Annotated in this window: 13 protein-coding genes; 12 read left to right on the top strand and 1 reads right to left on the bottom strand. The window is 37.5% G+C overall.

What is annotated here, in order from left to right:
- The 11 genes from AAC084_RS19575 to AAC084_RS19525 all read left to right on the top strand — a co-directional run.
- Window positions 1–846 (top strand): ATP-binding protein (locus AAC084_RS19575; RefSeq protein ID WP_339842015.1); only part of this gene is annotated, 846 nt, incomplete at its 5' end.
- Between the two features lie 52 nt (window positions 847–898).
- On the top strand, window positions 899–1,273 hold the full coding sequence (locus AAC084_RS19570) for a response regulator (protein ID WP_339842014.1): 375 nt from the start codon (window positions 899–901) through the stop codon (window positions 1,271–1,273).
- A gap of 4 nt (window positions 1,274–1,277) precedes the next feature.
- Window positions 1,278–2,318, top strand: a complete 1,041-nt coding sequence (locus AAC084_RS19565) for an adenylate/guanylate cyclase domain-containing protein (RefSeq protein WP_339842013.1) — start codon at window positions 1,278–1,280, stop codon at window positions 2,316–2,318.
- A 27-nt stretch (window positions 2,319–2,345) separates the two neighbouring features.
- Window positions 2,346–2,978 carry a Pycsar system effector family protein gene (locus tag AAC084_RS19560; protein ID WP_339842012.1) on the top strand — a complete coding sequence of 211 codons (633 nt, stop codon included), beginning with the start codon at window positions 2,346–2,348 and terminating at the stop codon, window positions 2,976–2,978.
- Window positions 2,979–3,201: 223 nt separating this feature from the next.
- Entirely contained in the window at window positions 3,202–4,887 is a 1,686-nt protein-coding gene (locus AAC084_RS19555; RefSeq protein WP_339842011.1) for a D-aminoacylase, read from the top strand.
- A gap of 23 nt (window positions 4,888–4,910) precedes the next feature.
- Entirely contained in the window at window positions 4,911–6,272 is a 1,362-nt protein-coding gene (locus tag AAC084_RS19550) for a serine hydrolase domain-containing protein (RefSeq protein WP_339842010.1), read from the top strand.
- A 27-nt stretch (window positions 6,273–6,299) separates the two neighbouring features.
- Entirely contained in the window at window positions 6,300–7,808 is a 1,509-nt protein-coding gene (locus AAC084_RS19545; RefSeq protein WP_339842009.1) for a serine hydrolase, read from the top strand.
- A 45-nt stretch (window positions 7,809–7,853) separates the two neighbouring features.
- Window positions 7,854–9,341 (top strand): M28 family peptidase, encoded by a 1,488-nt coding sequence (locus AAC084_RS19540; protein ID WP_339842008.1) that lies wholly within the window; start codon window positions 7,854–7,856, stop codon window positions 9,339–9,341.
- A 72-nt stretch (window positions 9,342–9,413) separates the two neighbouring features.
- Window positions 9,414–10,412 carry a metallophosphoesterase gene (locus tag AAC084_RS19535; RefSeq protein WP_339842007.1) on the top strand — a complete coding sequence of 333 codons (999 nt, stop codon included), beginning with the start codon at window positions 9,414–9,416 and terminating at the stop codon, window positions 10,410–10,412.
- A gap of 100 nt (window positions 10,413–10,512) precedes the next feature.
- Window positions 10,513–11,694 (top strand): dipeptidase, encoded by a 1,182-nt coding sequence (locus tag AAC084_RS19530; protein ID WP_339842006.1) that lies wholly within the window; start codon window positions 10,513–10,515, stop codon window positions 11,692–11,694.
- Between the two features lie 136 nt (window positions 11,695–11,830).
- Entirely contained in the window at window positions 11,831–12,340 is a 510-nt protein-coding gene (locus AAC084_RS19525) for a hypothetical protein (RefSeq protein WP_339842005.1), read from the top strand.
- 7 nt (window positions 12,341–12,347) lie between these two features.
- Here AAC084_RS19525 and AAC084_RS19520 read toward each other — a convergent pair whose 3' ends face one another.
- Window positions 12,348–13,337 carry an SDR family oxidoreductase gene (locus tag AAC084_RS19520; protein WP_339842004.1) on the bottom strand — a complete coding sequence of 330 codons (990 nt, stop codon included), beginning with the start codon at window positions 13,335–13,337 and terminating at the stop codon, window positions 12,348–12,350.
- A gap of 290 nt (window positions 13,338–13,627) precedes the next feature.
- Between AAC084_RS19520 and AAC084_RS19515 the strand changes: the two genes are divergently transcribed.
- Entirely contained in the window at window positions 13,628–15,655 is a 2,028-nt protein-coding gene (locus AAC084_RS19515) for a S9 family peptidase (RefSeq protein ID WP_339842003.1), read from the top strand.

The raw sequence follows: 15,655 nt of genomic DNA, 5'->3' as shown, positions 1-15,655 counted from the left end.
AATAGAATCTTAGAAGAGCGTGTTAGTCATAGAACGGTTCAGCTTAAAACTAAAATAGATGAATTAAAGTCTACACAATCGAAACTTATCCAGTCCGAAAAAATGGCAAGTTTGGGTGAACTCACCGCTGGTATTGCCCATGAAATTCAAAATCCGCTAAACTTCGTTAACAACTTCTCTGAAGTAAACAAAGAACTTCTTGAAGAATTAGAGGAAGAAATAGATAACGGTAATTATGACGAAGTAAAAGCCTTGGCTAAAGATGTATCTGCAAATGAAGATAAAATCATCTTTCATGGTAAACGTGCCGATGGTATTGTAAAAGGGATGCTACAACATAGCCGCAGTAGTACTGGTCAAAAAGAAATGACCGATATCAACACCTTATCAGACGAGTACCTTCGTTTAGCTTACCATGGTTTACGTGCTAAAGACAAAAGTTTCAATGCTACGTTGAATACTGATTTTGATGATACTATTGGCAAGATAAATATTGTGCCCCAAGACATGGGTCGGGTAATTTTAAATCTAATTACCAATGCTTTTTACGTAGTTAAAAAGAAAAAGGAACTACACCCAAAAGGGTACGAACCAACGGTATCGGTCGCTACCAAAAAACAAGGAAATATGGTTTTAATTTCGGTTTCAGATAATGGTAACGGTGTGCCTAAAGAGGTGCTAGATAAAATCTTTCAACCCTTTTTCACTACTAAACCTTCTGGAGAAGGTACTGGACTTGGTCTATCATTAAGCTATGATATTGTAAAAGTACATGGCGGTGAATTAACTGTAGAAACAAAACAAGGAGAAGGCACCACCTTCACCATCTCATTACCAATGAATTAAATAACATAATGTTCCCTCATTAAACTATTTAAAAACACAAAATAAGCAGATTATGAAAATATTAGTTGTAGACGATGAACAAGATGTAAAAGTGTTATTTCAGCAACGCTTTAGAAAAGAAATACGCAAAGAAGAGCTGGAATTTGTTTTTGCCTTCTCTGGTGAAGATGCGCTGAAAGTCATGAAAACCATGGAGCATGAAGCAGTGTTGATTTTATCGGATATTAATATGCCAGGCATGAGCGGACTAGAATTGTTAGAAAACATCAAAAAGAATTATGTGAAACCACCACCAATGGTCATGATCATTACCGCCTATGGTGATGATGAAAATAGAACAATGGCAAAAAATCTTGGTGCTGATGATTTCCTTACCAAACCTTTAGATTTTTCACTATTAAAAGATAAGCTAATAACCTTAACTTAAGACTATGGCAAAAATAATGGTAGTAGATGATGAGACGGATTTAGAAATACTCATCAAACAAAAATTTAGAAAACAAATACGACAGAACGAATATGAGTTTGTTTTTGCCATAAATGGTAGAGATGCACTTGATAAGCTCGTTGAACACCCAGGTATAGATATTGTTCTGAGTGATATCAACATGCCCGAGATGGATGGTCTCACCCTACTCTCAGAGCTTCATGAATCTAGTCCGCTTATTAAATCGGTCATTGTTTCGGCTTATGGAGATATGGAAAACATTCGTGTAGCTATGAACCGTGGGGCTTTTGACTTTATCACCAAACCCATCAATTTTGAGGACCTTACATTGACTATGGAGAAAACCATAAAACATGCCCAGGAAATTCGCAAAACCTTGCAGGCGATTAAGGAGAATAATATTCTAAGAATGTACGTAGATGAAAACGTTCTAAATTTTATGGGTGGACAAGAATATGAGTCGAAAATTATGGCCAATGAAAGTATTGAGGGTACGGTCATGTTCGTAGATGTATGTGGTTTTACCAAAATTAGTGAAACTACAAGTCCAGATGTCGTGGTGACCATGCTCAACACATATTTTGATGCTATGGTGAAGGAGATTATGGAGCAAGATGGTATTATAGATAAATTTATAGGAGATGCAGTAATGGCCGTTTTTAGAGGAGAATATCATTTAGACCGTGCGATTGATGCCGCTCTTGCCATTAGAAACCAAGTAAACGGATTTCCTAACGTGGAGAATAAAGAAAATTTCAAACCAAAGGTTTCCATAGGTATAAAAAGTGGTGAAATGATTTCGGGCAATATAGGATCTGCAACTCTTAAGCGACTAGATTATACCGTAATTGGCGACACCGTAAATACTGCTGCCAGATTACAAGATGCAGCTAAGGAAAATCAAATAATTATATGTGAAGGTTGTTATGAGCAAGTAAAAGAGGCTTTTAAATGTGAGAATCTAGGCAGTATTATCATGAAAAACAAAGCACAACCGCTCACGGTGTATAATGTATTAGAATAATTTTTTGTAGTCTTTAAATTTCAAAATATGACCAAACCACTACCACCTAATAACGAAAAAAATACTAAAACCAAGGAAAAGGAAAATCAATTATCTGCTTTTGAAAAAGGGCTTCTTGACGAACTTAAATCTAAGGGGCATGCAGAAGAATTGGTGGATCACTATTGGGGTACCATCAACTATATTTCTAACCTTATACGAGCATCAGAAGTTAAAGCTGGTTTCATACTTTCCTTTTACGGTATCCTGCTCAATTTTATGTTTCAAAGTGCAGAAAGTGTACTAAGTTCAGAAGCTTCCCGTATATCTATTGTATTGTATGTATTGATTGTAATTTGGCTAATAGCCACCTTAATATCGATTTTCTTTTCTATTCGATGCTTTATTCCCAAACTTGAAGGAGGATACAAACCCAATGTTTTTTATTTTGGAGATGTAATCAACAAATTTGGTACTATTAAAGAATTCGCAAGAACGTTCTATCGAATCAGTCTTGATGAAGATGAAGTTTTTGAGCAGTTGGGAGAACAGATTTATATTAACTCAAAAATAGCCGCTTGGAAATTTAAAAATGTTCAACTGTCAATTCGTTATTTGGCTATCGGGCTTTTCTTGTTGTTCATAACAGCCTTAACTTTTACTGTCACGAACCACTTTTAGGAAGCGCTATTTTACTTTTTTACCGGTAGTTTTATCAAAAGATTTACATAAGAATTTCTAAACTTTTTTATAGCTGTTACAGCAGCTAAATCTATAACAAATCCCCCACCAGTATAGTTTAAAAAAACTAATTTATCCGTTTTAAATACAATTCTATTTCAGATTTAATGTATTGAATATCAATTTATTATGTACTTTTAAAAAACCACTAACCAAACACGTTATGAAACTATTCTACTCCCTTCTATTTACATGTATCATATTTTTTGGTAGCTCTTGTACCCAATCAGAAACCTATGATGTTCTTATCAAAAATGGACAACTTGTAGATGGCTCTGGCCAAAATTCTTATATAGGTGATATTGCTATAAACGGAGACACCATTGCCGCTATTGGAAACTTAGAAAATGCCAAAGGCGTTCAAGAAATAGATGGTACTGGGTTAACCGTTGCTCCAGGTTTCATAAATATGCTCAGCTGGGCTACAGAATCACTTATTGTTGATGGAAAATCGGAAAGCGATATCCGTCAAGGTGTAACGCTTGAGGTTATGGGCGAAGGTTGGTCTATGGGCCCGCTTAACGATGAAATGCGTCAACAAGAGCAAAGTACTCAAAAGGATGTTAAATATCCTATTGAGTGGACTACCCTTGGGGAATATTTAGAATTTTTAGAAGCTAGGGGTATTGCGCCCAATGTAGCCTCTTTTGTTGGCGCCACTACCCTCCGTATTCATGAGTTGGGAGAAGCCAACCGACCTCCAACTCCCGCTGAATTGGAAAACATGAAAGCCTTGGCCAAAACCGCCATGGAAGAAGGGGCCATGGGCATAGGCTCATCGCTCATATATGCCCCTGCATTTTATGCCGATACGCAAGAACTGATTGAATTATGTAAAGTCGCCTCAGAATACGGCGGAATGTATATTTCCCATATGCGTAGTGAAGGAGATTATTGGTTAGAGGCCATTGATGAATTACTGAAAATTGCAAAAGAAGCCCAAATTCCAGCGGAAATTTACCATTTAAAAGCAGGTGGGAAAGAAAATTGGGGCAAATGGGAGACCGCTGTTGCCAAAATTGATTCCGCTCGTGCTGCAGGATTACAAATCACTACGGACATGTATAATTATACCGCCGGAGCTACAGGGTTAGATGCTTCCATGCCTCCTTGGGTGCAAGAAGGTGGTTACGGCAAATGGTCAGAACGTTTGCAGGATCCTGCTATTCGAAAAAGTGTCATTGAAGAAATGAAAACCAAAGGTGACGGCTGGGAGAACCTTTATTTTGCCGCCGGAAGTCCAGAAAAGCTTATTTTAAATGGGTTTAGAAGTGATAGCCTGCGCTACCTCACCGGCAAAACCTTAGGGGAAGTTGCCCGTATGCGAGGAACAAGTCCAGAAGAAACTGCCATTGACCTCGTAGTACAGGACAGTAGCCGCGTAGGTACGGTTTACTTTTTAATGTCAGAAGAAAATGTAAAAAAACAGATATCCCTACCCTACATGAGCTTTGGCTCTGATGCCGGCAGTATTGCACCGGTAAAACCTTTTACCAATTATAGTCCGCACCCTAGGGCCTATGGCAACGTAGCGCGCCTTTTGGGCAAATACGTCCGTGAAGAAAAAGTAATCCCATTAGAAGAGGCCGTGTATAAACTAAGTGGACTACCAGCCTCCAATTTAAAGATTAAAAAACGAGGTACTTTAACCGTTGGTAATTTTGCAGACTTGGCCATTTTTGATGCCAATACCATCATTGACAAAGCCACTTTTGACAATCCCCATCAATTTGCGGAGGGCATGGTACACGTCTTTGTCAATGGAAAGCAGGTTTTAAAAAGTGGCGAACATACTGGTGCTACCCCTGGCAGGGTGGTGCGTGGACCGGGATGGAAAGGCAAAAAATAATCTAAAAACCAATAAATATTATTATGAGAAGATCAATAATTCTATACTTGCTTACATTGCTAACCATACTAAGCTGTAAAAAAGAAAAAACCAATGCCACAACTAGCATTTCGGTTCTAGAAATTTATTCGGACTCTCTTTTTAAATCTAGTTTAGATAGTACTACAATTGCCGGTGGTACCATATTGGTACATCAAAAAGGAGAAACCCTGCTTAAAAAATCATACGGTCTCGCCAGTTTAGAATTGGAGGTGCCTATGCCAGAGAATGCCATCTTTGAAATTGGTTCAGTGACCAAACAGTTTACGGCAGTCGCTATTCTTAAACTTGTAGAGGCTGGAAAACTTGCCTTTGAAGATGATTTTACTAAGTATTTGGATTATGATACCAAAGGAAGAAAAGTTACCATTGACCAACTGCTCAATCATACTTCTGGTATTGCTAGTTATACCGAAATAGAGGAATTCGGGAGCCTTGTACCCCAAGATTTGCCGCGTGATACCTTATTAAGAATTTTGGAGACCAAAGACTTTTTATTCGAACCTGGCGAAGCGCTTATTTACAATAACTCCGCTTACTTTATCTTGGGACTCATCATCGAAAAAGTAACGGAAAAAACCTATGAAGAATATCTGAAAGAAATTATTTTTAACCCCCTAGGTATGAACAATACCTATTATTGTTCAACAAGCAAAGTATTGAAAAATAAGGCTTATGGCTACGATTACACTCCAGAGGGTCTCAACCAAAAACAATACTTAAACCATGCTTGGCCCTATGCCGCAGGTTCTCTTTGTAGCACCACAGAAGACCTACTGATTTGGATGAAAGCTATACATGCTGGTAAATTGCTTTCTACAGAACAATACCAAGAACTTATTACCCCAAAAAATTTGAACAATGGAACTCCTATTCGCTATGCCATGGGTCTAGCGCATTTAAATAATTATGGTAATGAAGAAATAAGTCATGGCGGCGGTATTCCAGGATTTTTGACACAAACCAACTATTTTCCCGAACAAGACCTGTATATCATTAGTATAACAAACACCGCAGGACCTCATGGTGGTAATTTTTTTGTGGACAACCTCATGTGGAAACTATTGGAAAAGAAAGACCATGAATCCCTTACTTTAGATTTTGATCCCAAAGAAATTGAAGGCTCCTATGTAGGTCAGACTAGGGGAAGAATGCAAAGTATTGACGTAAAAGCGATTACTGATGCCATTACTGTTGAGTCCAACAACAATGGAAATATCGATACCTTAAATACCTACATTGGAAACCATACTTGGATGGATGGTAACACCACCATTTCAATTAAAGACGGACTTCTAGAAACTGATCAAGTCTATGGCCATTACCTTTTAAAAAAGAAAGAATAAAACCTAATTATGCCAAACCAGATTAAAATGAATTCAAATAAATCAGTTTTAGTTTTTTTAATTGCCCTACTCTCTACATTAGGTACAATAGCCCAACAAAAAACCAATAACAGGAAGCTTGATGCCATGATTGTGCAGGGCATCAAGGATTGGAAAATTCCCGGATTGGCTACCATTGTGGTTAAAGATGGTGAAGTGGTCTTCCAAGAAACCTACGGGGTCAAAAACTTGGAAACCAAGGAGCAGGTTAACGAAAACACCTTATTCAATATGGCTTCTACCACTAAGGCCATTGTAGCCATTGCCATAGGCATGTTGGTCGATGATGGAAAACTGGACTGGAATGATAAAGTGACCGATTATGTACCCTACTTTAAGCTGTCAGATTCCTATAGTACTTCAGATGCTCGAATAAAAGACTTACTGACCCATAATTTAGGCATCGGTAATGCTGATGCCCTTTGGACTTTGGACAGTCTTTCTACCAAGGAAACAATTCGAAGATTTCAGTTTGCGGAGAAAACCTACCCCCTTCGTGGCGGGTTTGCCTATCAAAATATCATGTACGCCGTAGCTGGGGAAGTTATTGCTGCTGCCAGCGGAAAACCTTGGAACGAATTTGTACAGGAACGCATCTTCAACCCTTTGGAAATGAACCGAACACAGGCCATAGCAGCCAATATTTTTAAGGTGGGCAACTATGTAACTCCCTATTTAAATGATCCGGAAGACGGCATCGTAGAAGTTGATTACGGATTTTCGGAGCAAATAGGTCCGGCAGGAATGATTTGCTCCACCGCTCATGATATCTCCAATTATCTTACTTTTTTGGTGAATGATGGCGTATACCAGTCAGATACCTTGGTACAACCTAAAACCTTCAAAAAACTGTTTGAGCCCTATTCTTTTTTAGGTACAACGGGAATCTATCCTACCAATTCCCTTACTAAACCCAATTGGAACACGTATGGACTGGGATGGTTTCAACAAGACTACAAGGGGCATAAGTTAGATTTTCATACCGGTAGCCTTTTTGGTTTGGTAGCCATTGCAGGCATTATGCATGACAAAGACGTAGCGGTCTATGTTTTTGCAAATTTGGACCACGCAGAATTACGACATGCGATTATGTACAAGGCATTGGATTTGTTCGCTTTTGAAGATGATAGTCGAGATTGGCATACAGAGGTATTCGACCTATATGAAGGTTTTAATAAAGAAGGAGTTGAAAAAACAAAAAAAGAAGATGCAGCACGTGTAAAAAATACCAAACCAAGCTTACCATTGGCAGATTACGAGGGTACATACAAGAACAATATGTTAGGTAGCGTGCAAGTGACGTTGCTTAATGGCAAATTGCAAATCAACTTTAATGACTTTATAACCTATAGCGCAGAACATTGGCACTACGATACGTTTATAACCAATAAGGACCCTCGTTTTTATGAGAAATTAAAAGTAAGTTTTGACCTGAATGAATCTGGAAAGATTAGCCAATTCAATATAATGGGAGAAGTATTTACAAAGAAAGAATAACCTATGTATTTTAAAATAATAGAAATTAACAAAAAGAACATTAAAATGAAAAACTACATACTCTTAGCAGCACTTGCCTTTACAAGTGTTTTATCAGCACAAACCGATACCGAAAAAGCGGCCGAAACGGTCAGCAAAAGTGAAATTGAAGGTCATATTTATTTTTTGGCCGATGATGTGTTAAAAGGACGCGCTACTGGCTCCCCAGAATTAAAGATTGCAGCATCTTATTTGGCTAATACTTTGCGTAGTTACGGGGTAAAACCCAATCCGGTTAGCGGCGATTACTATCAAAAAGTTGAAATGTTTCGGTTCTATTTAAATGAAAAAATAGATCTATCATTCAATGGTATAAATTTCCCAGAGGTAGTTGCTTTCGATATCGATGCTATTGATAGTGAAGAAGATGCTGTATACCTAAATTATGGTCTTGAAGCTGATTATAAAGGTAAAGATGTAAAGGGTAAAATAATTATAGTGAAAGCCGGTACTCCCGATGCCTTAGAATTAAGACCCGCACTTGGCAGTAGAGCACCAAAAAGGGAATTAGCTATAAAAAATGGCGCAAAAGGTTTAATAGAAATAGGTTCATTTGACCAAGCTATATGGCCTCGTTTTAAACATGCATTTGAAGAACGTGTTAGTCTTAGCGAAGGTGAAAAAGAGCCCTTACCACTATATGTATGGGTTCAAACGAGTCAAGAGGAATTAGATAAATTGGGCGCTGAAACCTTAAAAATTAAAATTAAGAGTAATGGCATTCAAAAGGCGATTCTCCAGAGCCAAAATGTGGTTGGAGTTTTAGAGGGAACGGATGCTAAACTTAAAAACGAATATGTGATATATTCAGCACATTACGACCATATTGGTATCGGCAAACCCGATGCTAAAGGAGATAGTATTTATAATGGGGCACGTGACAATGCCATCGGCACTACTGCTGTTCTGACCATGGCGGAAAACTTGGCCAAATATCCAACCAAACGCTCAGCACTTTTTATCTTGTTTACAGGGGAGGAAATGGGGCTATTGGGAAGCCAATATTATGTTCAAAACCCTATACTGCCTCTTGAACAAATGATATATTGTTTTAATACAGATGGTGGTGGTTATAACAATACGACTTTGGCAACCATTGCCGGGTTAAACCGTACAACAGCAAAAGATAAAATGATTGAAGGCGCCAAGACCTTTGGCTTAAAAGCCTTGGATATTGATGAGGTAGCGCCGGAAGAAAGACTTTTCGACCGAAGTGATAATGTTAGTTTTGCCAAAGTCGGCATCCCTGCTCCCACATACTCTACCGGTTTTGATGCCTTTGATGACGAAATCAACAAATACTACCATCAGGCGGCTGATGAAGCTGATAGTTTAGATTATGATTACTTGGTGAAATTTTACCAAGGGTATATACTTTCAGGACGGTCTATCGCCAATGACCCAGAAAGACCCTATTGGATTAAAGGTGACAAATATGAAGCCGCTGCGAATGTCTTGTACGGTAAAGTTCCTGAGGCTCCTATTAAAAATTAATGCTAATAGCGTTCTAAACTATTAGTATTCTAAAAAATAGAAATACCTAATTAATCGTTATTGTCTAATCTTATGAAATTACATTTAACCTTAGCTACTGTAATTATTGTTCTTTTAACCAATTGCAGACAAAATCAGCCTATTGAGAAAGTGCCTGTATTTAAGCACGACATTACATCTGGCCCTACCCCATGGACCAATGATGTTTTTGAATTGGATGAAACCGATTTCACTTTTGCCATCATTGCAGATTTGACTGGAGGGGAACGCGAAGGGGTGTATAGTGCTGCCGTTGAGCAATTGAACAGGTTAGACCCCACTTTTGTAGTTAGTGTAGGTGACCTAATAAATGGCGGTACCGAAGATACATTACAATTAGCTACCGAATGGGATTCTTTTGAAAAGCGAACTTCAAAGTTGAATATGCCATTCTTTTATTTAGGTGGCAATCATGATCTCACCAATCCGGTAATGCGTACATTTTGGGAACAACATTTCGGGCGCCGATACTATCATTTTATATATAAAGACATTCTGTTTCTAATGATGGATTCAGAAGACTATGAGGAACAACGTATGAAAGAGATATATGAAGCCCGTGCAAAAGCCCTTAAAATTATTGCTGGTGAGGTCGAAGGCGTTTATGAAGATACCGAATACTATCACATGAAAGAACGCCAAGTAGGTGGAATAAGCAATGACCAATTTAATTATTTTAAAAATGTACTAGAACGTAACCCAACAGTAAAATGGACATTCATACTCATGCATAAACCTCTTTGGAAACGTGAAGACGATAAAGGCTTAGGAAAACTAGAGGCACTTTTGACCAAGAGACCCTATACGGTCATCAATGGTCACGAGCACTCGTATTCATATAGGTTACGCAACCAACGTGATTATATGATTCTTGGAACTACAGGAGGTTATCAAAATGAACAAGACTCCATGGCGTTTGACCATATTTCGTTGATAAGAATGGCAAATGAACCTGTTATTACGCATCTAAAAATGAATGGTATTTTAGATAAAACCGGCCAATTACCAGCTAGTAGTGCTCTTGTCAAATAGATAATAAAGTAAAATCAATGCTGAAATTCTTTAGGAAAATCCCATAAAACCACTTAGAAGAAAATAATGAACTAACCAAACCAGATAACACTAACTAAAAATGAAAACCAAATTACTTCTCTTCAGTCTAATTGTAACCATTCAATTAAGCGCGCAGAACTATCAAAACATCCACAACAAAGCCATTTTTTTGGATACTCATAACGATTTTCTTACCCAAACAATGGAGAAGAATTTCGTTTTCGACACCGATTTAAAAGGTATAACTCACAGCGACCTCAATAGGATGAAAGAAGGTGGTGTAGACGTACAATTCTTTTCGGTTTGGAGCGATGGCGACCAGCTGAATCCTTATGCATTTGCCAATAGGCAAATAGATAGTTTGGATGCCGTTATTAAACGAAATCCTAATAAAATAGTAAAAGTTGCCAATTCAAAAGAACTTCTAAAAGCATTAAAACAGCATAAAATTGCCGCATTAATCGGACTGGAAGGCGGACATCAATTTGAAAACGATTTGAACAAAATGGAAGCCCTTTACAAGCGGGGTGTTCGGTATATTACGTTGACATGGAACAACTCTACTCCTTGGGCAACAAGTGCTTCCGACGAAACCATTCCCGATGGCGCTCAAAATTCCGAAGGTAAAAAAGGACTAACAGTGTTTGGTAAAGAAGTGGTTCAAAAAATGAATGCTTTGGGTATTATGATAGATATCTCTCACGTTGGTGAGCAAACGTTTTACGATGTTATTGCCACGACTACAAAACCTGTTATTGCTTCACATAGTTCGGTTTACACGCTTTGTCCACACAAACGAAATTTAAAGGATGACCAAATAAAAGCGGTTGCCAAAAATGGAGGCGTAATACAAATCAATTTTAATTCAGGGTTTATAGATCCTTCTGTTGAACCAAGAGAAACTGCATTTCTGGAAAAACACCAAACTGAAATAGACTCCCTCGTAAAAACCGGAATGTTGTCATACCACGCTGAGGAATCTATGTATAAAAAGTATACGGATGAGTCCTATGAGCTTCGTGCGGCTTTTGATTGGGTAATTCAACATATAGAATACGTAATAAACCTGGTGGGCATAGATTATGTGGGAATAGGCTCCGATTTTGACGGCATTTATCAACCTCCCAAACAATTAGACGATGTAACCGATTATTCAAAGATTACAAAGGTTTTGGTTGAAAAAGGATATAGTGAAAAAGATATCGATAAAATACTTGGCGGCAATCTGTTACGGGTTTTAAAGGCCAACGAAAACAAATAAAACCTACATCTTGCCCCTCCCCAGAGGAGAATACTATATAATTATGATTAATTCCTTTAGAAAAATTCATCAAAACCTACTCAATAAGGATTAAATGGTATCTATAAAATTAGTGTAAACGATAAAAACCAAAAGTATGAAAAAGACAATAATGCTCGCAGTTGCATTTATAGCATGTATTTCCATTTTTGCGCAAACTAAAGATGAAAAATATGCTGAAGATGTACAATCTATCGACGCTATATTAAATGCTTATTACGATGTAATATCGGGCTCTAGCCAACAACCTTGGCAATTTGAAAGAGATAGTTACATCCACTCCAAAAATGCAGTCATCATACGTTTAGATGAAAATGGCAATACTAACCCACATACCTTGGAATCAGAATACATTCCAATGGGATTATCTCCACGTCAAGACTTTTATGAAATAGAACTTAAAAGAAACGTCAACCATTTTGGAAATCTAGCCCAAGTATGGAGCGCATTTGAAATACGAACAGACCCAAACATTACCTCTGACATAAGGGGATTGAATAGTATTCAACTTCATTATGAAAAAGGCAGATGGTTTATAGATAGCTGGACCTGCGAGATGGAATCTGAAAAAAATCGGTTGGTTTCAGACTTCTTGAACGAGAATTAATAGTTTGTTAGGTAGCCAAAGATTTATAAGCCTTCAACACATTCTCGATCTTAGCCTGGGTATCGGTATCTATATTTTGATGCTCAGGATTTTCTTTCAACCATTTAATCGTTCTTTTAATACCTTCAGAAAAAGGAATGGTAGCTTTAAAACCAGGCACAAAGGTTTTAATCTTTGTATTATCGAATAGCACACTTTCAGCCTTATCTGCCAATAAAGTACCAGTAAATGATGGCTCTACTTTACATATAAAGTCAGACGCTATGTGGACTACTTTTGCTTCTTTCCCTAGGGCATCTGCTAAAATCTTATAAATCATATTCCAGCTCAACACCTCATCTGAAGTTATGTGAAATGCATGACCAATAGCAGGGGTATTTCCTAATAAGCCAACAAAGCCTTTTGCAAAATCATCGGAGTGAGTTACCGTCCAAAGTGACGTACCATCACCATGTATAATAATTTCCTTTCCATCTAAAATTCTTTGTGCAGTATTGTATTTGTTGAATCCGCCAATAGCAATGGGTATTACCGTATCATAGGTCAATGACGGACGAACAATGGTTATTGGAAATCCATTTTTTCTATATTCTTCTAGTAATCTATCTTCACAGGCTATTTTACCTTGTGAATAGTCCCACAACGGATTACTTAGCGGAGTAGATTCGGTTATGACCGGATAACTCAGTGGCGTCTGGTAACATGATGCAGAACTTATAAAAATGTATTGTTTGGTCTTTCCCTTAAATAATTCAATATCACGTTCAATATCATCCGCAGTAAAAGCTATCCAATTAACCACAACATCCCAATCATGTTTTTTAAGCTCTGTTAGTTCTTCGGGTTTGTTGATATCTCCAATAATTGAATGTGCACCTTCAATGTCTACTTTAGCTTTTCCCCTATTCAGTACATATAAATCCATTCCTTTAGCTACTGCCAATCTGCTGCTTGGTGTGCTAATGTTTCCTGTTCCTCCTATAAATAATACTTTCATTTTTATATTTTAGTTACTGAATATCAATTAATTAAACACATCAAACTAAAAAATTTCTATGGCAAACTAGTCTATTCTTTTTTACATTTAAAAAGACATATCCTTTAACTCTTCTACCTAAGAATTTTAATTTTCAAAGCTTTTTTGCTCCATAGTGTGAAAATACGAAAAGCAATAAAATATGACTGTTAAGAATTGTTATAACCTGAGACAATTTGTGCTGTGAGAGGCTATTATTTTTATGGGTAATTAGTATCTTCATGAAATCATTTCAAACCAAATTCAACACTATGAAAATTATTTTTAAAACGCTGTTTTTACTATTGTTTACAGTATCTGCAACGGCACAGGTTTCTTCTAATCTTGAGCTTACAGATATTTTTAACATGGAATATGTGTCTGACCCTCAAATTTCGCCCGATGGAAGCAAAATTATCTACGTGCGAAATTTTAAGGACATTATGACCGATAAGAACTTATCGAACTTATGGATGGTAAATTATGATGGTTCACAAAACAGACCGTTGACCACAGGAAACCAAAACGACAATTATCCACGTTGGTCGCACGATGGTAAAAAAATCATCTTTAAATCGAACCAAACAGATGATAACACGAAATTGTATATAATGTGGATGGATACCAAAGAGATAGCCCCTTTGACCAATACGCCAAAAGCTCCAGGAGCGGTTAGTTGGTCTAACGACGACCGTTATTTGGCATTTACCATGTTTGTACCTGAAGCAGAGGAATCTATTGTAAAGTTACCTGCTAAACCAGAAGGCGCAAAATGGAACACACCGCCGACTTATATTGATAAATTGAATTATAGAGGTGATGGGCAAGGCTACATAAAAGGTGGTCATGATCAATTATTTACTCTTTCAATTGATGGTGGTACACCGAAGCAATTGACCTCAACCAAGTTCGACCACGGAGGACCTATTTGGTCTAAAAATAACCAAACCTTATATTTCTCAGCGAATTTTAATCCTGATGAGGCTTTTGAACCTGCAAATAGCGAAATCTATTCTCTGCAACTTTCTACTGCCGAAGTTTCACCGTTAACTACAAGATATGGTCCTGACAGTTCACCAACTGTTTCTCCTGATGGTAAAATGATTGCTTATACTGGTAATGATGATAAACTAATGGGGTATCAGATTACAAATTTATATGTAATGAATACCGATGGTACAAACTCAAAATTACTATCTGGAGATTTTGATAGAGACATTGCCAATGCACAATGGGCATCAGACGGAAAAGGACTATATTTTCAATACGATACTGAAGGTACTACCAAAATTGGCCATATTGCTTTAGACGGAAAAGTGACTACACTTGTTGAAGGTCTTGGCGGACTTTCATTAGGTCGCCCATATAATGCTGCTGATTTCACAGTTTCAACTAATTCTCGTTTTGCCTATACACTTGGTAGTACACAGCATCCATCTGATTTGGGTGTTGCAGATAAAAAAGGCTCTAAACGATTGACTTTTGTAAATGATGATCTTTTCTCTTTCAGGGACTTAGGTAAAACTGAAGAAATTTGGTGGGAATCTTCTTATGACCAACAAAAAATTCAAGGTTGGGTGGTTACTCCGCCAAACTTTGATCCAAATAAAAAGTACCCATTTATTCTTGAAATTCATGGCGGCCCATTTACAAGTTACGGTTCTGTTTATAGTGCCGAAATACAAGCATATGCTGCCGAGGGCTATGTTGTTTTATATGCTAACCCAAGAGGAAGTACGAGCTACGGAGCTGAATTTGGTAATTTGATTCACCATGATTATCCAAATCATGATTATGATGATTTAATGAGTGGTGTAGATGCCGTAATTGAAAAAGGATATGTTGACACAAATAATCTTTTTGTTACCGGTGGTAGTGGCGGCGGAGTGCTTACGGCATGGATTGTTGGTAAAACCGACAGATTTAAAGCTGCTGTGGTAGCCAAGCCAGTAATCAACTGGACAAGTTTTGTATTATATGCTGATGGTGCTGCTTTCTTTTCTAAATATTGGTTCGGCAAAAAACCATGGGAAGATCCTGAAAACTATTTTAAACGTTCTCCTTTAATGTATGTTGCAAATGTTACTACGCCTACCATGTTACTTACCGGAGAAGAAGATTATAGAACGCCAATTGCTGAATCTGAACAATTCTATACTGCTTTAAAATTAGAAGGTGTAGAAACGGCTATGGTACGAATACCTGGTGCCGGTCATGGTATTGCAAATAGACCAAGTAATCTAGTTGCCAAAATAGCCAGTGTTTTAGCTTGGTTCGATAAATATAAAAATGCTGAATAA

This window comes from uncultured Maribacter sp., assembly GCF_963977385.1.
Taxonomy (GTDB): domain Bacteria; phylum Bacteroidota; class Bacteroidia; order Flavobacteriales; family Flavobacteriaceae; genus Maribacter.
The sequence above is the reverse complement of the archived record's forward strand: the minus strand, read 5'-3'. Positions and strand labels throughout refer to the sequence as shown.

Coding starts and splice junctions, on each gene's coding strand:
- AAC084_RS19545 (WP_339842009.1), top strand. CDS start 6,300: ATGAATTCAAATAAATCAGTTTTAGTTTTTTTAATTGCCCTACTCTCT.
- AAC084_RS19520 (WP_339842004.1), bottom strand. CDS start 13,337: ATGAAAGTATTATTTATAGGAGGAACAGGAAACATTAGCACACCAAGC.
- AAC084_RS19560 (WP_339842012.1), top strand. CDS start 2,346: ATGACCAAACCACTACCACCTAATAACGAAAAAAATACTAAAACCAAG.
- AAC084_RS19540 (WP_339842008.1), top strand. CDS start 7,854: ATGAAAAACTACATACTCTTAGCAGCACTTGCCTTTACAAGTGTTTTA.
- AAC084_RS19570 (WP_339842014.1), top strand. CDS start 899: ATGAAAATATTAGTTGTAGACGATGAACAAGATGTAAAAGTGTTATTT.
- AAC084_RS19565 (WP_339842013.1), top strand. CDS start 1,278: ATGGCAAAAATAATGGTAGTAGATGATGAGACGGATTTAGAAATACTC.
- AAC084_RS19535 (WP_339842007.1), top strand. CDS start 9,414: ATGAAATTACATTTAACCTTAGCTACTGTAATTATTGTTCTTTTAACC.
- AAC084_RS19530 (WP_339842006.1), top strand. CDS start 10,513: ATGAAAACCAAATTACTTCTCTTCAGTCTAATTGTAACCATTCAATTA.
- AAC084_RS19525 (WP_339842005.1), top strand. CDS start 11,831: ATGAAAAAGACAATAATGCTCGCAGTTGCATTTATAGCATGTATTTCC.
- AAC084_RS19550 (WP_339842010.1), top strand. CDS start 4,911: ATGAGAAGATCAATAATTCTATACTTGCTTACATTGCTAACCATACTA.
- AAC084_RS19555 (WP_339842011.1), top strand. CDS start 3,202: ATGAAACTATTCTACTCCCTTCTATTTACATGTATCATATTTTTTGGT.
- AAC084_RS19515 (WP_339842003.1), top strand. CDS start 13,628: ATGAAAATTATTTTTAAAACGCTGTTTTTACTATTGTTTACAGTATCT.